The sequence below is a fragment of the Chryseobacterium sp. SIMBA_038 genome (genome assembly GCF_046535115.1).
Classification (GTDB): domain Bacteria; phylum Bacteroidota; class Bacteroidia; order Flavobacteriales; family Weeksellaceae; genus Chryseobacterium.
In genome coordinates, this window is the sequence record NZ_JAWRXH010000001.1 from 982,114 (window position 1) to 1,001,999 (window position 19,886).

Below are 19,886 nucleotides of genomic sequence, written 5' to 3' on the forward strand. Positions count from 1 at the left end.
GATATTGTATAAACAAGCCTTTTAACATATTGTTAGTAAGTGGATTATTTTTTAATACTTATTAACTTTCTCATAAGAAATATTAAGAAAATCTTAATTATTTCACAGAAATAATTACATTTGTTTTTTTCAAATCAAATATAGACATTGATGAATCAACTTTTTAGAAGGAAAAACTATTCAGAGACAGATACTTCCACGAACCTTTTGAGAGTTTTGGGTGTTTGGGATATCGTTTTTTTTGGTATTGCGGCAATTATCGGAGCGGGAAGCTTCAGCAGTTTGGGAGAAGCCGTATTCAGAGGAGGTCCCGGCGTTATTTTGTTATATTTGATTTGCGGTTTTGCCTGTGGATTTACAGCACTTTGCTACGCGGAATTTGCGAGTAGAATTCCAACTGCGGGATCAGCTTACACTTATGCTTATGCAAGTTTTGGTGAATTAATCGCCTGGATCATCGGCTGGGCGTTGATTATGGAATATTCTTTCGGAAATATCTATGTCGCCTTTTCATGGTCAGATTACTTTACCAGCTTTCTCGAGCGACTCGGAATGCATATTCCTGATTATTTAACCTGCAGCTATACAGAAGCCAAAAAAGCTTTCATGAATGGCTCTGAAAATAAAGATCTATTAAATGCATGGAAATCAGCTCCTTTATTGGGAAGTTTAAAATTCATCGTGGATGTTCCGGCTTTGGTTATCAACGGGTTAATCACTTGGTTATGTTATGTTGGGGTTAAAGAAAGTAAGAACTTTAATAACTCTTTGGTTATCCTAAAACTAGCCGTAATCGTTTTAGTTATTTTAGTTGGATTTGCTTATATTAATACTGAAAACTGGACGCCCGTTAACCCAGAAACTCATGTTGCTTCCTTTATGCCGAATGGTTTTGCAGGAGTTATGAGTGCTGTTTCCGGAGTTTTCTTTGCTTATATTGGATTTGATGCGTTAAGCGTACTTTCCGAGGAAACAAAAGATCCTCAGAAAACCTTACCAAAAGGAATGATTATTTCGCTTGTACTGTGTACAGTAATTTATATTGCGTTAACCTTAGTGTTAACCGGAATGGTTGATTACAGAAAATTCGACGGTATTGGAGATCCTCTTTCATTTATATTTGAAAAATCAAATGCCAATGTTGCCTGGATGGAACTTACTGTTTCTTTTGTAGCCATTGTTGCAATCACTACTGTACTATTGGTTTTCCAAATGGGACAGCCGAGAATTTGGTACGCTATGAGCCGTGACGGATTGATGCCTGAAAAATTCAAAACAGTGCATCCAAAATATAAGACACCATCATTTGCTACTGTTGTTACAGGTATTGCAGTGGGTGTTCCTATCCTATTTACAGATAAAACTTTCATCCTTGATTTTACGAGTATCGGGACTATTTTCGCGTTTGTTTTGGTTTGTGCAGGAGTTTTAATGCTTCCTGCTAAAGAAAAAATCAAAGGTAGATTTCACCTTCCTTATATTAATGGTAAGATTATTTTTCCTGTTATTTTTATTGGAGGATTAATTGGATTTTACTTCTGGCAACCGGAATTTTTCAATTCATTGACCGATTTTAGTACTCCAAAAGACAGTGAGTTCAGGGCTTCTATTTTGGTATTTATTGTGATTAATTTAATTCTATGTGTTTTCACTTTTATTAAAAATTTCTCTTTAATTCCTTTAATTGGATTAAGTTCTTGCTTATATCTTTTAACCGGTATGAGCCACGAAAACTGGTTCTGGTTCGGATTATGGTTCGCACTAGGTTTAGTTATCTATTTCTGCTACGGTTATAAAAACAGTAAACTTAGAAACGCTTAGTTTTTAAAAAATTAGAAATAAAACATATTAAAAGGCAAAATTGCAATCTCGCAGTTTTGCCTTTTTACTTTTAATGATCTTGCTTAAAAGTTGGCGAACTTATTGCTTTACGTTAATCAAGAACTTAAACTATAACGCCATGTCTGAAAGAATAAAAACATTCAAAGAATTCTACCAATTCTACCTTACCGAACATAGTAGAACAGGAACCAGAGTTTTTCATTTTATCGGAACATTACTCGTGTTTCTCGTCATAGCATATGTAATCAGCTCAGGAAAAGAACGATTCTTATGGTACGTTCCTATTTTTGGTTATGGTTTCGCTTGGTTAAGCCACGCTTTGATCGAAAAAAACAAACCTGCTACTTTTAAATATCCATTGTGGTCACTGATTTCTGATTTCAAATTGTTTTTTGAATTATTGATCGGTAGACAAAGCTTTATTGGAGTCAGTAAGCCAAAACAGCCTTGGGAATAGTTTTTATTAAATTTTTAATCTAAAAAGTTCGGCACAGAAATTGTCGCCTACGAGTTAAAATCAGACTTATGAAAAGTATTACAACAATTTTAAAAGGAACAATTGCAACGGCAGCTTTATTTGCAATTACGCAATGTACAACAGCAGCGAACGCTTCCGGTGGAGACGAAAAAACATTTATCGTCGGGCCACAAACTGTAGATTGTACAGGAGTTGCTCCAATGAAATGTCTTCAGGTGAAAGAAACTCAATCAGGAGCCTGGACTAATTTTTACAGTAATATTGACGGGTTCACTTACGAACCGGGTTATGAATATGTCTTAAAAGTAAAAACAGAAAAAATTGAAAATCCGCCAATGGATGGTTCTTCAATCAAGTATACCTTAGTGAAAGAAGTTTCTAAAACTAAGAAATAAAAAAAATCCCTTTCAATGCACATTGAAAGGGATTTACATTTTTCATCAAACTATCTTAATGCTCATGATTTCTCGGAGGTTCGGGTAATTGCGCTTTATTAACTTCATCCATTTTCTGCGTTGCAGCCATAGAAACAACCAATTCATTCAGCATAGAGCTTGCTGCTTGTGGCGAATTGGGCAATAACACCAAATTACTTCTGTTATTTGCTCCGATAGAATGTAAAGTATCATAATGCTGTGTCACCACAATTAATGCCGAAGCTTCTTGTGCATTGATTCCTGCAGCATTCAGCATTTTTACAGACTCTTCAAGACCTTTTGCAATCTCTCTTCTTTGATCTGCAATCCCTTGTCCTTGAAGTTTTTTAGATTCTGCCTCAGCTTTTGCAACAGCAACAATTCGTATTCTTTGCGCTTCAGATTCGTATTCTGCGGCAGTTTTTTCACGTTCTGCAGCGTTGATTCTGTTCATAGCATGTTTTACCTGCTCATCCGGATCAATATCGGTTACCAAAGCTTTAATAATATCATAACCATAACTTTGCATTGCTTCCTGCAATTCACTTTTTACAGCAACAGCAATATCATCTTTTCTTACGAAAACATCATCTAATTTCGTTTTTGGAACTTCTGCGCGTACAACATCAAAAACGTAAGATGTAATTTGATTTTCAGGATTTTCTAAACGATAATATGCATCTTTTACATTTTCTCTGATCACCTGATATTGTACAGAAACCTTCATTTTAATGAAAACATTATCCAAAGTTTTGGTATCAATAATAACATCCAATTGTTGAATTCTCAAATTCAGACGCTTAGAAATCTGATCCAAAAACGGAATTTTCAAATGCAAACCAGCATGACTTACTTTTAAGAATTTACCTAATCTTTCTACAACTGCCGCAGATTCCTGCTTTACCGTGAAAAAAGAAGCAAATAATGTGATCAGTCCGAAAAAGACCAAAATACCTAAATATATCATAGTTTTATTTTTTAAATGTGTCGTAATTATTTACGATTTGTTAAATGAAGCTTATTTTTCAAAGTCCATATTTTCAAAAATAGGCAAAATAATCATATTTAATACATTGAAAACCAAAACACTTTTTACTTGATTTAAAACTTAAATTATTTTTCAGACTCTTGAGAAAATATTTTAATAAAAAACCTATTTTTGAATATTAATTACCCATTATGGTTGATGCTCGAGAAATATTAAAGGAACACATTTCAAAATTTACAACTCTTACTTTCGAACAGTTTGAATATGTCTTTTCACATTTTAATATGATCAAATTAAAAAAAGGACAAATGCTGATCACGGAAGGAGATTTCGTAGATCATGAATATTTCGTTGTCGACGGTTGCCTGAAAGCATTCTACCTTAATGACAGTATGAAAATGTTTATCCTACAATTTGCTATGCCGAATTGGTGGGTAACAGATTTTGACGCACTTTATAGCAAAAACAGAGCGACCATCAATGTTGACTGTATTACCAATGCAAGTATTTTATCAATATCCAATGAAGACCGAGAGAAAATCTGCAAAGAAATTCATGAGGTTGAGCATTTTTTCAGGTGGCGAACGAATAAAGGATATGTTGCGGCACAAAAACGTCTACTTTCCTTCATGAATAATGATGCGAAATTCAGGTATGAAGAGCTTTTGGCATTGTATCCTCAATTGTACAACTTAGTTCCAAAGCATCTTATCGCAGCATATTTGGGAGTCACGAGAGAGACTTTAAGCAGACTTCATCAGTAGTAAGAAAGGTTGGAAGTTGGAAGATGGGTGTTAGAAGCTACCATTGGAGTGGTAATTTCTGATTGTTAAAAACAAATCTCTTAAAAAATTCACGACCGCACTATCTTCCAGCTCCAATCTTCCATCTTCCATCCCTTAAAAACTTCCCGTATTTCGTGATCTACATCACGTAACTTTTTCCTTCAATCGGCTGACATTTGTATCATCATTTAAAACAAATCAAAATGGATACAAAAAATTTTAAAGTAAACAGCGAAAACAGTTTAGTTGAATGGATCGGAAGAAAAGTAACCGGAGCCCACAACGGAACAATCGAAGTAAAAGAAGGAAATTTCACTTTTGAAAACAACATTCTTTCTTCAGGAAAATTTGTCATCAACACAAGATCAATCAAAATTCTTGACATCGATGATTCTGAAACAAACGCACAATTTGCAAGTCATTTGGCTTCTGATGATTTCTTTAACTCAGATCAGTTTCCTGATGCAGTTTTCGAGATCAAACACGCAGAACCGGGTGAAAACAATTTTTACCACGTAACCGGAGACCTTACCATCAAAGGAATTACACATTCACTGGAAACAACTTTACAGATCGTGAAGACAGACAACGTTGCAGTTTTAGACAGTAAAATTGTCATCGACAGAACAAAATTCAATATCAAATTCAGATCATCCAATTTCTTCAGCAATCTTGGAGATACTTTGATCTACAATAATTTCGATTTGAATGTTCACTTAGTTGCAGACGCACAATAATTTATTAACAACAAACTTTTTTCAATTCTTATTTCAACCACAAAAGATTAACACATAAGTTATCTTAAGTTCATTAATAACAGCAAAAAAAAAGAACACATAAGTTTAAAAAAAATCTTTGATTTTTTCTTTTGCAAAACTTTGTTTTCTAATAATTAAACAAGATTAATTATCCAAATAGCTTTTGTCTCTTTTGCGGTTAAAATAGCAGTTCAAATAAAATTAACAATTAAAATTTAACATCATGCCATTCATAAAAGTAGATGTTTTGCGCGAAGATCTTAATCGCGAAAAAAAACAACAATTAATCAGAGAAATAAGTAAAGCTGTAACAACAGTTTTGAATAAAGATCCACATTTGACACACATCGTGATCAATGAAATCGAAGACGATAACTGGGGATACGCCGGAGAACAGGTTACCGTCCTGAAAGAACAAGGATTTTCAACTGAAAAACAATAAATCAGACATGAAAAAACAAACAGTAATCGTTACAGGCGCGTCATCAGGAATCGGCTTAGAAATTGCCCGTTACTTTCTTGACAGAGGTGATAATGTGGTAATTAATTCACAAACAGAATCAAAATTACAACAGGTTTACAACGAATTGGGAGCAGGAGAAAACCTTGCAATGGTTGCAGGAAGCGTTGCCGATAAAACCGTTGGAGAAAAACTGGCAAAAACGGCGATTGAAAAATTCGGTTCGATTGATGTATTGGTCAACAATGCAGGAATTTACGAAAACAAACCGTTTTTAGAAGTTACGGAAAACTATTTAGACAGATTTTTAAATACCAATTTAAAAGGAACATTCTTCACCACACAATCCGTAATTCCTCAAATGCAGAAACAAAAAGATGGAGTTATTATCAATATCGGAACTCCGCTTGTATATCACGCGATCGCACAATCTCCGTCAACTGCACCGATTTCAAGCAAAGGAGCAATTCACGCTTTGACATTGCAACTGGCAGCAGAATTCGGAAAAGATAATATCAGGGTAAATGTCGTTGCACCAGGGCTTATCAGAACGCCGATGCACGATGAAACTATCGACAACAATGCGGGAATTCACCTGATTAACCGTATTGGAGAATCGGAAGAGGTAGCTCAAATGGTTCATGCTATTGCTAAAAACACATTTATCTCAGGCGCCATTATTAATGTAGATGGAGGAATGGGCGCAGGTCATAATTTGTAAAAATGAAAGTTTTACTATTATTTGCATGGCTGTTTATCTTTCCGGTAAGCAGCTTTGCTCAAAAAATCAAAGTCATGAAAACAGACACAGTACAAGAAACAGAAATAAAAAATGCCATAGAGCAATATTATTTTAAAGGGATCTATGAAGGAAATACCGAGCTTTTGAAACAGGTTTTCCATAAAGATGCTCTACTTTTCGGAGATATAAAAGGAGTTCCTTACTACAAAACCGCCACACAATATATTGAAGGTGTCGGAAGCAGAATAAGTCCTCAAAAATCAGGTAAAGATTTTAAGCCGACAATCATCTCTATCGACGTGATAAACACAATTGCCACAGCAAAATTAAATGTAAAAATGTATGATTTTAATTACTATAATTTTATAACTTTCCATAAAATTGATGGTAAATGGCTCATCGTCAATAAAACATTAACTGATGTAGAACTTTAATTTTAAATTTTAAACCAAAATCATCAAAATCATGTGGAATAAAAACAGAATAACAGATTTATTGGGCATAGAATATCCAATTTTTCAGGGACCTTTTGGTGGCGGATTATCAACGGTCGAATTGACCTCTACAGTTAGCAATCTCGGTGGATTGGGCGGTTTCGGAGCTTATACATCGTCTCCCGATGAAATTTACGAAATTGATAAACAGATAAAATTAAAGACGGACAAGCCTTACAACCTCAATCTTTGGGTAAACGATCATGATATTATTGATCAGGAATACACTGAGAATCAGTATAAAAAGACGGTTGAAATTTTCAAACCTTATTATGACAGCTTAAATATTGAAGTTCCTCCGCTTCCACCCTCTTTTGAGTCGAGATTTCAGAATCAGCTGCAGGTTGTTTTTGATATTAAACCTAAAGTTTTCAGCTTCATGTTCGGGCTTTTGGATCAGGATATCATTGAAAGATTGAAAAATCAGGGAACGATCATTGCCGGAAATGCCACAACGTTAGACGAAGCCATCGCTTTGGAAAACATCGGTGTAGACGTCATTGTCGCATCAGGTTTTGAAAGTGGCGGTCACAGGCCTTCATTTTTGGATAAAGCCGAGCTTTCAACGACAGGAACTTTTGCATTAATTCAATTGGTCAAAGATAAAGTAAAAACTCCACTTGTTGCCGCCGGCGGAATTGCCAACGGTCGCGGAATCGCTGCAGCAATGACCTTAGGAGCAGAAGCAGCACAAATCGGAACTGCATTTTTAGCAACCGACGAATCCGGAGCATTGCCTATTCACAAAGAATTTCTCTTTTCAGAAGCAGCAAAATCCACTACCCTTTCCAGAGCGTACACCGGAAGATTAGGACGCGGAATTACCACAGAAATCACAAGAAAACTCTTGACAGCAACAGATCAAACCTTGCCGTTTCCTTTGCAGACCACTTTCATTTCATCCATGAGAAAAGCAGCGCTGGAACAAAAAAAACACGAATTGGTTTTCTTCTGGTCAGGACAAATTGCTCCAATTTTAAAACATAAAAAAGCATCAACATTAATGAAGTCATTAATAGCAGATGCAAATAAATTGTTGGGTTGATTTGCTAAAAGTTTGAATTTGGAGGCTGGAAGTTCTTATTTGACTAGAACAAACTCCCAGCCTCCAGCTCCCATCTTCCCTACAAAAAATTTACATGGTCATTCCAATGTCAATTCCTTTGATTTTTCTGTAAAGATCGGTTGCGTAATTGTCTGTCATCCCTGAAACAAAATCGATCACGCCAAGAACTTTTTGATAATCAGTTCCGTTTTCGTAGATGAATTGTTTGGGGATTAATTTCAACGCTTTTATATCGTAAGATTTAATTTTTTCTTCAGATTTTAAAATTGACGGAATAAAATGATCCAACAATTCATACATTACATTGTAGCCGGCATTTTCAATTTCAACAACCGCTTTATGGTTGTAAATTTTCTCAACAGAAAAGCTTGCAATATCCTGCAATGCTTTATTTTCACCTTTATACATATCGAGCAGAGCTTTGTCAAGATTTCCTTCAAGAATTTTATCAAAGTTCTGTTTGTACATTGAAATCGACTTATTAATTAAAGCATTAATAACTTTCGCTCGTAAATATGAAATTTTTTCGTTGTCATTTCCAATAGAATCAAGCTTTCTTTTGACTCTGTCTACATCATCAGTTTCGGATTTTACCAGTTCAAAAAACAGGTTTTGGCAGTCCGCAGTTGAAACAATACCCAATCTGTGAGCATCTTCCATATCGATAATATTGTAACAGATATCATCCGCAGCTTCCACCAGCCAAACAAATGGGTGTCGCTTGAAAATATGAGGTTCTTCGCTTTCTGATATTAAATTTGTTCCTTTTGCTATCTCAAGAAAAATATCCTTTTCATTTTGAAAAAACCCGAATTTCTTTCTGTGAATAATTTTCTTATCTCTCGCAATCGCTTCACACGGATATTTTGCAATACTCGCCAACGTTGCAAACGTTAACTGAGTTCCTCCCGCATCTTTTCCTTGTTGCTGTTGAGCCAAAACCCTGATTGCATTGGCATTTCCTTCAAAATTAACAAGATCAGCCCATTCTTTTTCATTGAATTTAGGTTTAAGATCATTTTCATTTCGATCAAAATAGCTTGCAATGGCATCTTCTCCCGAATGCCCGAAAGCAGGGTTTCCAACGTCATGGCAAAGGCAAGCTGCCGCAATTACATTTCCTAAATTGTGAAGATAAAAACTTTTAGAATCCTCCGTCAGATCACTTTGATAATTATCGTGAATAAATTCTCCGATAACACTCCCCAAACTTCTTCCTACAGACGAAACTTCCAAAGAATGCGTCAGACGGTTGTGCACAAAAACACTTCCCGGAAGCGGAAAAACCTGCGTTTTATTCTGCAATCTTCTGAATGCCGAAGAAAAGATAATTCTGTCGAAATCTCTCTGAAAATCTGTTCGTGAAGCTTTGGTATGTGGATTATTTCCTGTGCGCTGATTCGTAAAAATCTGATTCAAGTTCATCATTTTTCAAAATTACTTCAAATTTTAATTTTAATGAACTAATAAGATGATTTTTTCTAAAAAACCTCATTTTCAAGATCAATGATTTTCCGTAAAAATACCTGAAAATATTTCTCTTTTTCAATCTAACTTAGTGATTGCTAATAACCAACTCAAAAAAACTCGTCATGTCAGAATTATTAAAACAAATAATAAGCAATTCGATCGTGATTGCTTTATTTACATCAGCCATTGCCTATTTTTTTCACAAAAGAACAGAAAGGCAAAACTCCATTCTCAAAAGAGAATTTGAACAATTGTCAAGTAAAGATAATTCCCATTTTGAATGGAGAAAAAATACCGTAGAATTGTTGGGACAAGTTTATATTCACTTGAATCGATTGGGACTTGGCTTTCAAAATAAATACTCCAAAATTCCTAAATATGATCCTTATTATGAAGATGAGATTATTTTTAAATCTAATCAGCACATCAGAGATTTATTAATTAACAACGGACATTTTTTGCCTCCGGAATTATTAGGTGAAGCTTCAAAATTGATTGAACATTTTGATGTTTGGCTTACAAAATATAATCAAATAAGATCAATTGATAAAGACACAAAAACAACGCAAATTTATGTAGGACCAGACGGTTTTCGTTTTCCTGAAAATGCTGAAAAGCTATTTAAAGAAAAATATGTTGAAATGTTTAACGATTTGCATAAGTGAAAATTTTAAACCAAAATTCAATTTAAAATTAAAATCATGGCAAACTAATTGCAATTTATGAAAGCATAAATCAGCGTATGCCAGAAGGTCCAACAATCCTATTAATGAAAGAAGATCTGCAAAAATTTGCAGGTAAAAAAGTTATTGATGTATTCGGAGATGCCAACTTCGAAAAAGAACCTTTGAAGGGTGAAATTTTAAGAGAAATCAAAACTTTTGGAAAACAAACGTATCTTGTTTTTGATGAATTTGCCATTAGAATTCATTTATTGATGTTCGGTTCTTATATTGTTGATGAACATTTGCAATCTGAGAAAAATTTACGTTTAGGATTACAATTCAAAACTGGCGGAATGTACTTTTATACTTGTAACGTAAAATTAGTCGATCTTGAATTTTTATCGAAAATAGATTGGGAAGCCGACGTCATGAACGATGACTGGAACACTAAAAAAGCTGAAGAAAAATTAGATTCAAATCCTAAAATGATGGTTTGCGATGCTTTGATGGATCAGGATATTTTCTCAGGTGTCGGGAATATTATTAAGAATGAAGTTTTGTTCAGAATTGGTGTTCAGCCCGAAAGTTTACTGGGAAATTTACCTCCGAAAAAGGTAAAAGAACTCATTGCCGAAGCCAGAAATTACAGTTTTGATTTCTTAAAATGGAAAAGCCAGTCTGTCCTGAAAAAACATTGGCAGGTGTACAGCAAAAATACATGCCCAATTTGCGGACAAAAACTCATCAAAAAAAATACAGGACTCGGGAAAAGAAGCAGTTTTTATTGCGAAAAAGATCAGAAACTGTATTAAAAATCATGTTTTTAAGAAGAAGAAAATGGCTTACTTTTATACAACTTAAAAACGATACAATGACCGACAACACATGGCTCGACAGATGGGACGAAAGGTACAGCAATGATGAATTTGCGTACGGAACAGAGCCCAATAATTATTTAAAAGATCAACTACAGAAACTAAATCCGGGCTCAATTCTTTTCCCCGCTGAAGGTGAAGGAAGAAATGCTGTTTTTGCGGCTCAACTTGGATGGAATGTTTCGGCTTTTGACATCAGTTCTGAAGGAAAAAATAAAGCATTACAGCTTACAAAAATCAACAACGTAAAGATCGATTATCAGGTTGGTGAATTGCAGACATTGGATTTTCAGGAAGAACAGTTTGATGCGATTGCTCTTATTTATGCCCATTTTCCGGCTGATATTAAATCATCAATTCACAAAATGTTAGACAAATATCTTCGTAAAGGAGGTTTTATTATTTTTGAAGCTTTCAGTAAAAATCATCTTGAATTGGTCTTGAAAAATGAAAAAATTGGTGGTCCTAAAGATATAGGTTCACTATTTTCTATCGATGAAATTACATCTGATTTCCCAAATTATGATATTATTGAATTATTAGAAACTGAAATTGAGCTTAATGAAGGCGTTTTTCATAATGGAACAGGTTCTGTGATAAGGTTTGTGGGACAAAAAAGATAATTTTAAAAACTTCAACAGTATCTAATTCTTTTTTCAATATGTCCTTTTGCCTTGAAGCAAACGAACCAAAATTCAAGACTGGAAGCTGTAGCTAAAAATGATTACTTAATTACCATCCAAATTTAAAGATCCACCAGAATATCTTGTGAAAAAAGCTGATCTGTATACTTCTCCCAAAGGAATTTCAGCATCATTAATATAGATATTGTGATTATCAAATGAGTCGATAAAATTAATATTGACAACATACGATTTACTCACTCTCAAAAAAATATCCTCTGAGATTTTCTGGTGAATTGTTTTCAAATTCATTGCTGTGATCAGCTTTTGGGATTGAGTATGAATGACCACATAATCTTTTAATCCTTCAATAAATTTAATCTCTGAAAAATTAATTTTATAATATCTTCTGTCCGCTTTAATGAACAAAAAATCTGTTGTATTAGATTCCACTGTATTTTTTACCGTATCTCTGGATAAAAGTTCCTTATATAGAACAGCTTTTTCAATGGCTTTTTCTAACCTTTGTTTGTCGATGGGTTTAAGCAAATAATCTACCGCTTCCAACTCATAACTTTTCAAGGCATATTGAGAATAAGCTGTTGTGAAAATAATTAAGGTTTGTTTTGGAAGCATTTCTGCGAACTCCAATCCCGTCACCAAAGGCATTTCTATATCGAGAAAAATAAGGTCTACTTCATTCGTTTTTAAAAACTCGATCGCTGCGGGTGCGTTTGAGAATTTTCCGAGAATTTCGAGTTGGGAAACTTCATTAATCAGCGACTGCATTTCTGCTCTTGCCAATGGTTCATCATCAATTATAATGCAATTCATACGGGAATTATTAAGTTTACGGTATATTCTTTTTCTGTAGAAACGATTTTTAAACTGTATTGATCCTGATACAAAAGTTCCAGACGTCTTTTGATGTTTGCCAACCCCAAACCTCCATAATTCTTATCCGAAATTGAATAATTTGGGTTTTGAGAATTTGTACAGATAAAATATAATTTCTTATTTTCTACTTCAATTTTGATCTTTACATAAGAATCTTTATCATCAATTTCAACGCTGTGTTTTACTGCATTTTCAACAAAAGTGGTGAATAAATTGGGTGGAATAAATGTGCTGTTCAACATTCTTTTATCCGTTTTACTATCAATCTCAACAGAAAAATTTTCTCTTCTTATTTTTTCAAGGTTAAGAAAATTAGATAGAAAGTCGATTTCGGAGGTTAATAATGTCTTTTCCTCGCTGTTTTCGTACAATTGATATCTTAAAAATTCTGATAGTTTGATGATAACGGTTGATGCTTTTTCAGGATCGGTCCTGATTAACGCTTTCACATTGTTAAGCATATTAAATAGAAAATGAGGATTGATTTGATTTCGCAACTCATTCAATTCCATATTTAAAGTAAGGTTGCTCAACTCGATAATTCTGTTGTTGTCTTTCGTCCATTTTTGCAATAATTTCACTGTCGTGCTGATCATTATGATCGGAATACACATCATCACTCCTTCGTACAGCCCTCCCCTGCGCTCATCATCCTGAAGGGTAGGAATTTTATATTCTGAAAAATAATGACTGAAACAATATCCTATAAGATTCAGTCCACCAACACCTAAAATGATTAACAATATAAAATAGGAAGCATAATGTGTTTTAAAAAAGAACATCGGAACCAATATGTAAATATTTATATAAGCCATTAAAATCAATGAAAAATATACAAACAGCAGAATATAATATTTATACTCCGGAACATACCAGTGCCAAAAATGGGTAAAATATAAGAATAAAAAGAAACAAATGAGAAATACCAAATGACGCAGAAACTTGTATCGGTCTTCCATAAGAAAATCTATAAACAGTTTATCTTTCAACGCGTGCGAACTGTATTTCATTTTATTTTATTCAGTTTTTAAAGAACAACAAAAATAACTAATAACGAAAGTAAACAGTATAATATTATACGAACACGCTATTTTATTATACAAAATTTCAACGCGCCGGATTTGGTATAAAATGTAAAGGCTTTGGTATAAAATCCCGAACTACAACCTGTTTTCTCTATTCCTTTGCTCCTATATAATTTATTTGCTTATGGAATTAACCGTTTTTCAGGAACTCACAGAACAAATTACATTAGAATGTTTTTTTATGACAGATTCTCAAAAAGAAGAAAAAGTAATTCAGCTCATTGACCTTCACCATTTTATAGAATGTTACCATTCAGATATAAAAATTATTAATTACATCCACCATCCTATTAATATTATAGAGGAAAATGGCATTAAAAAAGGAATTTTATTTTATGATCTGAAGCATTCTTCACTATTCGATCTCAATGCCTACGAATCTTTTAAAAGACAACAGCAATTGCAGGAAATATGGTTTGTTTTTGTGGAAGAAGAAATGAATACCAACACCCGTCTTTACACAGATTTCATCATCGAAAACAGCATTGAAATATTTTATGACAAAATATTCTTATTCAACTTCTTTCAATCAACAATTAAAAAAATAAAATAACAATGAACAACTTTAGAAAAGCATTGGTTCCACTCGCCTTTTTTCCCTTTAAAAATATTGTTTCTGCACAAAAAAGAGACAGCATTCCGCAAAAAGTGGTTGCTTTTGTCACAGATAAATTCCCGCAGGCACGTGATCTGAATGTGGAATATACTCAAGTTACGCCTTATAATTATTCTTCAGCATTTCAGGGAGCTGACTTACCTGATAATAAGGTTAAAAATTTTAGTCAAATCAACGCAAATGCTAATATTTATTTCATTAAAAACAGAAAATGGATGTTAAGCACAACTTTAAATTATCGTTACACTTCTGTCGAAACTGAAAATTCAAACTCATTATTTTCCAATGAAAATAGTAATAAAGGAGATTTTCATTATCATTCGGAAGCTTTAAATTTTACTTATTTTTCAAAGTTATTCAATAAAATTGCCATTTATTCAGCGACAGCTTCGCTAGATGGAAGCGATCAACATTTTGAAAGAATTCGAGGAATGGTGACCGGAAATATCGTCTTAAAAGCCAACGCCAAAACAAAAATGACTGTAGGTTTAGCTGTTATGATCGATCCGAGCACGCGGGTTCCTGTAATCCCAATTTTTACTTACGAACATAAATTCGACAATGGCTGGGTTGCTGATATTATCTTACCTCAAAAACTTTTGCTAAGAAAAGAGGTGTTCTCAAACGGACGTATTTCTTTAGGTTCGGAAATGAGTAATACCTCTTTTTATCTTTATCAAGCCAATAAAACGTATGAATTCAGGCAATTGGCGATTAATTCCGGAGTAATTTATGAGCATAATTTAGGATCAAATTTTATAGGAACCCTAAAAACAGGCATAAGAGCAGTTCCCAATGCCAGAATATTTGATAAAGAAGAATCTTTCAAAGATTATATTTTTGAAGCCAAGCCAAAACCATCCTTTTATTTCAATATCGGAGTTTCTTATAATCCTTTTGGAAAGCCAAGAAAAAAATAATTTCATTTTTTTAAACAAGCATTTAACTTAATGCAAAACTTTTCATCAAATATTTAATGTAAAGACAGGGAATCTCAGAATAACTATCTAGTTGTAATATTTTTTTAAGATAAAATAACTTTAAAGTTAAAATTTGCAACTGTCGGAACGAAACATTAAAGCTTGCTCATAACGCATTATTAAATCTGTAAAATATGGCTGTACCTAAACAAATATTTCAAACTTTTAAATCTAAAAACCTTCCTTTACTCACGAGATTACATATTTGGAATATGAAAAGGAAAAACCCGGAATACCGCTATTTCTTTTACGATGACAATGATATTCAGAAATTTATAACTGATGAATTTCCTCCCGAATATATTAGAAGCTACAATAAACTGACAATCGGCGCAGCAAAAGCGGATTTTTTCAGATATGCTATTTTGTATAAAAAAGGAGGTATTTATTTAGACATAGACAGCGCTATCACAAGACCTTTAAAAGAATTGATACGGGATGAAGATGATGCCGTTATCAGCGCAGAAAGGCATAAAAATCTATACGTGCAATGGGGACTTATTTTTAATAAAAAACATCCTTTTCTGAAAAAAACATTAGAATTAATGCTTGACAATATTGAAACACACCGTTATCCCCACAATATTCATGCGACGACCGGCCCAACCGTTTTCAGCAAAGCGATAAGAGAATCTTTACAGGAAAATCCCAAAATTTCATACAGATTATTTGACGGCATCGAGTTTCGGGGCTACTTAAAATTCAAATATAAGCTCGGGAAATTTTTTCTCTATGAAAAAAGAACCGAACATTGGAAACAGAAACAAAAAACTCAGGATATTATTATTTAAATTTGTTTTTCCTATTCAATTTTAAATAACATACAAATGATCAGCATTACCAATTTTATTGAAAATTTCTCGGATTTTGATTCAAACGAAAGCCTTCAACCATGGAAAATTATTGATGATCTGGAGACAATTTTGGATGAAAAATTTAAACATTTGGGTGATGATTTTATAATTTCAGGAGAAACTGCCATTCATAAAACTGCTGTTGTTGAGCAGAATGTAATTTTTAAAGGAAAAATCATTATTGGTAGAAATTCTTTCATAGGTGCCAATGCTTATTTAAGAGGTCCGATTTATATTGCAGAAAATGTGAAAATTGGGCCGGGAAGTGAGATCAAGCAAAGCATTATTTTTAATGATACAGCCGTTGCCCACTTTAATTATATTGGGAACAGCATCATCGGAAACCGCATCAATTTTGAAGCGGGATCTATCTGCGCCAATCATTATAATGAAAGAAAAGATAAAACGATCTCGGTACTTTTTAATTCTGAAATTATTAAAACCAATAGTCAAAAATTCGGAGCGTTGGTTGGGGATGATTCGAGGATTGGAGCTAATGCTGTTTTATCGCCGGGAACTATTTTACCAAAAGAAAGTATTGTGAAAAGACTGGAATTGATTGAACAGGTGAAAGAGATATAATGCGTGAAATTCCGAAATATAAAATAGGAACAATAATTCCGATTGATAAAGATATCATTATTGATTACTTTAAAAATGTAGTAGATTTTAATAATGTAATTGAAACTCAAAAGGAATATCATTTCCAAGATAACTCTATTTTAATTCTTAAAAAATCTCTTTACAAAAACCAGTATTTTGTAAATTTTTATATTCAATTTCAAGTTTCTGATCGAGCCATAGAATTTAAAAGCACACCTTTTATACTTAAATTTTTTATAGAAAATAATTCAAAAATAAAACGATTAAATAGAAAAGAAATCATGTATGCTTCTGAAGGAGCTTTATTATCTGATATTTATCATTCTAGATCTTTTAAAATAGCTCGACACATAGCAGAACATCCCAAAAACACATTAAAATAAATTTAATGCGCTCCCATTTTTGAGAAAATATTAATAACTATCACTCCAATCACAATCAGAGCAATTCCGATGATGGCAGGAAGATCCGGAATTTGTTTAAAAGCCACAATACCGATGATCGTAATAAATATGATCCCAACACCCGACCAGATCGCATACGTGATCCCAACCGGTATTTGACGAAGCGTCACACTTAAAAAATAAAACGCCGCCGAATATCCTATTACCGTAACTATTGAAGGGAGCAATTTTGAAAATTCCTCGGATTTTTTCAGAAAAGTTGTTGCAATAATTTCAAAAACAATTGCTAAAATAAGATAGATATAACTGCGTCCCATAATTTTAAACTTAATCTACAAAAGTAGCAAAAATTGACAGTTATTTTTTTTCGGCAGAATTGTCACTGTCATTTTATGCACAGAAACTGACAAAAATTCACGTACAAAATTCACACTTTTTAGAATAAATAATAAATCTCCTTAACATGAAAACTCTTTTTAGGAAAAAAATTCATGCTTTTAAACATTAATTAAGACAATATTATGCACACCATTTCTTTTGTTTTGTATTATCAACTCTTAAATACAAGACGTAAAACGATTATCAGATTGATAAAATTTTACGAATAAGACAATAAATATAGGCAAAAATCTTTTATAATATATTAAATTAATGTAAACAAATATGTAGCAAAAATTAAGAATACAACACCATAACTCACTGATAAACATCAGTATTATTTGTTTTGGCATACAGTTTGAAAGTAGTAATATTGCAATTGAAAAATAAGCAATAAAACTCTAATTAATTATAAATAAAACAAAAAATGGTAACTTACATCGGAATCGCAACATGTTTAATAGTATTCGCTTCTTATTTCGTAACAGCAAGAAGAGAAGAGAAAAACTAATTAAAGCTTTCTAAAGAGATATAGCCTCTAGAAAACTTTTACACATTGGTTATTTATGTTTTTGATCTGTATTTCGGATCGCGCGCTCTTTTACTCAACCCGAGTAAAAGGGCAGACAAAACATAAAGCGAAAACCTATTTCAACGCAACAAAATTTTTAATTATATTTTTTTAGTCAAGCCGAGCGTAATGTTCGGCTTTTCTTTTTCCCACAACTGAAAGTTTTATCTTTGCAGAGAATTTATAAAAAATCATCTGCTATCATGAATCTGTACGACCTTATTATTCAGGACAAAGAAGAAATAACGCTTAATGACGTATTCCTTGATCAATCTAATAAGGAACAGTTTGCACAGCTCATCAAGGAGCATACCTACATCAAAGAACTTCAGGAATACGGGCTTCCTGTTAATAATAAAGTTCTGCTTCAGGGAAGTTCGGGCTGTGGAAAGACAATGACCGCAAAAGCGATCGCCAATGCGCTGGGTAAAAATATCATGATCTTAAATCTCAGCAATATTGTTTCGTCCCGAATCGGAGAAACTTCTCAGAATATTAAAATGATATTCGACAAAGCGGGTCGCGAAAGATCCGTTCTTTTTCTTGATGAATTGGATCAGATCGGGAAAGCACGAGGCAGTGACGATAAAGATGTGGGCGAAATGAGAAGACTTGTGAATACTTTGATTCAGTTGATTGATTATTATCCTGAAAATGCGCTTTTACTGTGCGCCACGAATCATCCTGAAATTATTGATACTGCAATTTTACGACGTTTTCAATTGAAAATTAATTATGAAATGCCTTCTAAGGAATTTTTGGACAGTTTTTATGATAATTTATTGTCGAAGTTTCCTGAGAATTTGAGATATATTGATAGGAAATATGAGGTTTCTTTTGCGGAGGCGAAGGATTATGCTTTTACGGTGGTGAAAGGGAGGTTGATTGAGAAGTTGGAAGAAGAAAAAGTAGTTTAAAATAAAAACACAACACAAATATGTTCCCTTTTAATTATCAGTTCAACCGAACTATTAGAGTAGAAAAAACTAAGAAACAAGTTTTCGATGAGATTGTTAACTCTTTAAATCAAAAAAATGTTAAAGATATCATCATTAACGAAAACAGTATAGTTTTTAATGAAGGACTTTTTAGAGCAAGAGGTAATTTTGATTTTTTGGCTTATATCGATAAAGGAGAATTTATCTATAATGAAGAAACTAAAAACTTAGGTTACAGTGCTAAAATGCTAACTTATAATCTTATATTCATTATTTCCTCACCTATACTTTTTTATTTATTCAGCAATATTAATCATATCGCAAAATGGATGCCTATTATTGCTTTTTGTTTTGGAAATCTTGTTTATTATATTCAAAATCAAAACTTTATTGATAGCATTGCTAAAAAAATAAATGAAGAATAAAAATTAGACTTCCATTTTGAGAGCCAAAATTTAATCAATTAAATATATCTCACATCCATATTATCTATGAAAGTTTCCTTTACTTTAGCTTTATTAATCGTTTTAATTTCCTGTTCTCAAAAATACACAGGTGAGGTAAGTTTTAAAAATTGCAAGATCAATTATCCTCTTCATGATGAAGAAAAAGAAAGGAAAATTAATTATGAAGCTATTCCAAATCAATGGGAGTATGAGTCTGCATTGCGAAAATTAGCCCTTTGTTTATGTGATAAATATCTTCAAAAAAAAGATGAAGAAACTAAAGAAAAAATCATTGAAATCTATAAATATAAATTCGAGTTTTATAATAGAGATGATTCATTCAAAAAAGTAAATTTTGACTCTATTTTAGTAAACAGAAAGGAAGTTTTTAATCCTAAATTTTATTGATTAAAAGATTTTGTTTTTATATTTGGCTGTTTAAAATTTTAACT

25 protein-coding genes are annotated in these 19,886 nt (G+C 32.9%); 20 read left to right on the top strand and 5 right to left on the bottom strand.

What is annotated here, in order from left to right; translation table 11 throughout:
• The first annotated feature begins 150 nt into the window (after positions 1–150).
• The 3 genes from SB689_RS04410 to SB689_RS04420 all read left to right on the top strand — a co-directional run bounded on the left by SB689_RS04410 (position 151) and on the right by SB689_RS04420 (position 2,715).
• Positions 151–1,821: an APC family permease gene (locus SB689_RS04410; RefSeq protein WP_410690942.1), complete on the top strand. Its 1,671-nt coding sequence runs from the start codon at positions 151–153 to the stop codon at positions 1,819–1,821.
• Positions 1,822–1,960: 139 nt separating this feature from the next.
• Positions 1,961–2,299 (top strand): Mpo1-like protein, encoded by a 339-nt coding sequence (locus SB689_RS04415; RefSeq protein ID WP_410690943.1) that lies wholly within the window; start codon positions 1,961–1,963, stop codon positions 2,297–2,299.
• A 68-nt stretch (positions 2,300–2,367) separates the two neighbouring features.
• Complete coding sequence (locus SB689_RS04420) at positions 2,368–2,715, top strand: DUF4377 domain-containing protein (protein WP_410690944.1); 348 nt, start codon at positions 2,368–2,370, stop codon at positions 2,713–2,715.
• Positions 2,716–2,770: 55 nt separating this feature from the next.
• Here SB689_RS04420 and SB689_RS04425 read toward each other — a convergent pair whose 3' ends face one another.
• Complete coding sequence (locus SB689_RS04425) at positions 2,771–3,703, bottom strand: SPFH domain-containing protein (RefSeq protein WP_066757502.1); 933 nt, start codon at positions 3,701–3,703, stop codon at positions 2,771–2,773.
• A 305-nt stretch (positions 3,704–4,008) separates the two neighbouring features.
• On the opposite strand from SB689_RS04425, the gene SB689_RS04430 reads away from it, so the two are divergent.
• The 6 genes from SB689_RS04430 to SB689_RS04455 all read left to right on the top strand — a co-directional run bounded on the left by SB689_RS04430 (position 4,009) and on the right by SB689_RS04455 (position 8,008).
• Entirely contained in the window at positions 4,009–4,488 is a 480-nt protein-coding gene (locus tag SB689_RS04430; protein ID WP_410690945.1) for a Crp/Fnr family transcriptional regulator, read from the top strand.
• Between the two features lie 224 nt (positions 4,489–4,712).
• Entirely contained in the window at positions 4,713–5,246 is a 534-nt protein-coding gene (locus tag SB689_RS04435) for a YceI family protein (RefSeq protein ID WP_410690946.1), read from the top strand.
• Positions 5,247–5,490: 244 nt separating this feature from the next.
• A complete protein-coding gene (locus SB689_RS04440) occupies positions 5,491–5,709 on the top strand; it encodes a tautomerase family protein (protein ID WP_066757493.1) in 219 nt (72 codons plus the stop codon).
• A gap of 7 nt (positions 5,710–5,716) precedes the next feature.
• The gene (locus tag SB689_RS04445) at positions 5,717–6,448 is read left to right on the top strand and encodes an SDR family NAD(P)-dependent oxidoreductase (protein ID WP_410690947.1); all 732 of its coding nucleotides are present in this window, start codon (positions 5,717–5,719) and stop codon (positions 6,446–6,448) included.
• A gap of 74 nt (positions 6,449–6,522) precedes the next feature.
• Positions 6,523–6,903 (top strand): nuclear transport factor 2 family protein, encoded by a 381-nt coding sequence (locus tag SB689_RS04450; protein WP_410690949.1) that lies wholly within the window; start codon positions 6,523–6,525, stop codon positions 6,901–6,903.
• Positions 6,904–6,934: 31 nt separating this feature from the next.
• Positions 6,935–8,008 carry an NAD(P)H-dependent flavin oxidoreductase gene (locus SB689_RS04455; protein ID WP_410690950.1) on the top strand — a complete coding sequence of 358 codons (1,074 nt, stop codon included), beginning with the start codon at positions 6,935–6,937 and terminating at the stop codon, positions 8,006–8,008.
• A 90-nt stretch (positions 8,009–8,098) separates the two neighbouring features.
• On the opposite strand, the gene SB689_RS04460 is transcribed toward SB689_RS04455, so the two are convergent.
• Positions 8,099–9,454, bottom strand: a complete 1,356-nt coding sequence (locus tag SB689_RS04460; RefSeq protein WP_066757480.1) for a deoxyguanosinetriphosphate triphosphohydrolase — start codon at positions 9,452–9,454, stop codon at positions 8,099–8,101.
• A gap of 167 nt (positions 9,455–9,621) precedes the next feature.
• On the opposite strand from SB689_RS04460, the gene SB689_RS04465 reads away from it, so the two are divergent.
• The 3 genes from SB689_RS04465 to SB689_RS04475 all read left to right on the top strand — a co-directional run bounded on the left by SB689_RS04465 (position 9,622) and on the right by SB689_RS04475 (position 11,662).
• Positions 9,622–10,164 (top strand): hypothetical protein, encoded by a 543-nt coding sequence (locus tag SB689_RS04465; RefSeq protein WP_410690952.1) that lies wholly within the window; start codon positions 9,622–9,624, stop codon positions 10,162–10,164.
• A gap of 77 nt (positions 10,165–10,241) precedes the next feature.
• Positions 10,242–10,976, top strand: coding sequence for a DNA-formamidopyrimidine glycosylase family protein (locus tag SB689_RS04470; protein ID WP_410690953.1), 735 nt, complete (start codon positions 10,242–10,244; stop codon positions 10,974–10,976).
• A gap of 59 nt (positions 10,977–11,035) precedes the next feature.
• Complete coding sequence (locus SB689_RS04475) at positions 11,036–11,662, top strand: class I SAM-dependent methyltransferase (protein ID WP_410691288.1); 627 nt, start codon at positions 11,036–11,038, stop codon at positions 11,660–11,662.
• A 105-nt stretch (positions 11,663–11,767) separates the two neighbouring features.
• Here SB689_RS04475 and SB689_RS04480 read toward each other — a convergent pair whose 3' ends face one another.
• A complete protein-coding gene (locus SB689_RS04480) occupies positions 11,768–12,496 on the bottom strand; it encodes a LytR/AlgR family response regulator transcription factor (RefSeq protein ID WP_066757467.1) in 729 nt (242 codons plus the stop codon).
• On the bottom strand, positions 12,493–13,569 hold the full coding sequence (locus tag SB689_RS04485) for a sensor histidine kinase (RefSeq protein ID WP_410690955.1): 1,077 nt from the start codon (positions 13,567–13,569) through the stop codon (positions 12,493–12,495). Before SB689_RS04485 ends, SB689_RS04480 begins: the two co-directional genes overlap by 4 nt.
• A gap of 199 nt (positions 13,570–13,768) precedes the next feature.
• On the opposite strand from SB689_RS04485, the gene SB689_RS04490 reads away from it, so the two are divergent.
• From SB689_RS04490 to SB689_RS04510, 5 genes are all read left to right on the top strand, one after another.
• Positions 13,769–14,197 carry a hypothetical protein gene (locus SB689_RS04490; protein WP_410690957.1) on the top strand — a complete coding sequence of 143 codons (429 nt, stop codon included), beginning with the start codon at positions 13,769–13,771 and terminating at the stop codon, positions 14,195–14,197.
• Between the two features lie 2 nt (positions 14,198–14,199).
• On the top strand, positions 14,200–15,180 hold the full coding sequence (locus SB689_RS04495; protein ID WP_410690958.1) for a DUF6268 family outer membrane beta-barrel protein: 981 nt from the start codon (positions 14,200–14,202) through the stop codon (positions 15,178–15,180).
• Between the two features lie 194 nt (positions 15,181–15,374).
• Positions 15,375–16,031: a glycosyltransferase family 32 protein gene (locus SB689_RS04500; protein ID WP_410690959.1), complete on the top strand. Its 657-nt coding sequence runs from the start codon at positions 15,375–15,377 to the stop codon at positions 16,029–16,031.
• 36 nt (positions 16,032–16,067) lie between these two features.
• A complete protein-coding gene (locus SB689_RS04505) occupies positions 16,068–16,676 on the top strand; it encodes a DapH/DapD/GlmU-related protein (RefSeq protein ID WP_410690960.1) in 609 nt (202 codons plus the stop codon).
• Complete coding sequence (locus tag SB689_RS04510) at positions 16,676–17,080, top strand: hypothetical protein (protein WP_410690961.1); 405 nt, start codon at positions 16,676–16,678, stop codon at positions 17,078–17,080. The genes SB689_RS04505 and SB689_RS04510 overlap by 1 nt, the downstream gene beginning before the upstream one ends.
• A gap of 2 nt (positions 17,081–17,082) precedes the next feature.
• On the opposite strand, the gene SB689_RS04515 is transcribed toward SB689_RS04510, so the two are convergent.
• Positions 17,083–17,418, bottom strand: a complete 336-nt coding sequence (locus SB689_RS04515; protein ID WP_410690962.1) for a DMT family transporter — start codon at positions 17,416–17,418, stop codon at positions 17,083–17,085.
• An 835-nt stretch (positions 17,419–18,253) separates the two neighbouring features.
• On the opposite strand from SB689_RS04515, the gene SB689_RS04520 reads away from it, so the two are divergent.
• The 3 genes from SB689_RS04520 to SB689_RS04530 all read left to right on the top strand — a co-directional run bounded on the left by SB689_RS04520 (position 18,254) and on the right by SB689_RS04530 (position 19,842).
• Positions 18,254–18,967, top strand: coding sequence for an AAA family ATPase (locus SB689_RS04520; protein WP_410690963.1), 714 nt, complete (start codon positions 18,254–18,256; stop codon positions 18,965–18,967).
• Between the two features lie 20 nt (positions 18,968–18,987).
• Entirely contained in the window at positions 18,988–19,413 is a 426-nt protein-coding gene (locus SB689_RS04525) for a hypothetical protein (RefSeq protein ID WP_410690964.1), read from the top strand.
• Between the two features lie 66 nt (positions 19,414–19,479).
• The gene (locus tag SB689_RS04530) at positions 19,480–19,842 is read left to right on the top strand and encodes a hypothetical protein (RefSeq protein WP_410690965.1); all 363 of its coding nucleotides are present in this window, start codon (positions 19,480–19,482) and stop codon (positions 19,840–19,842) included.
• Positions 19,843–19,886: the final 44 nt, after the last annotated feature.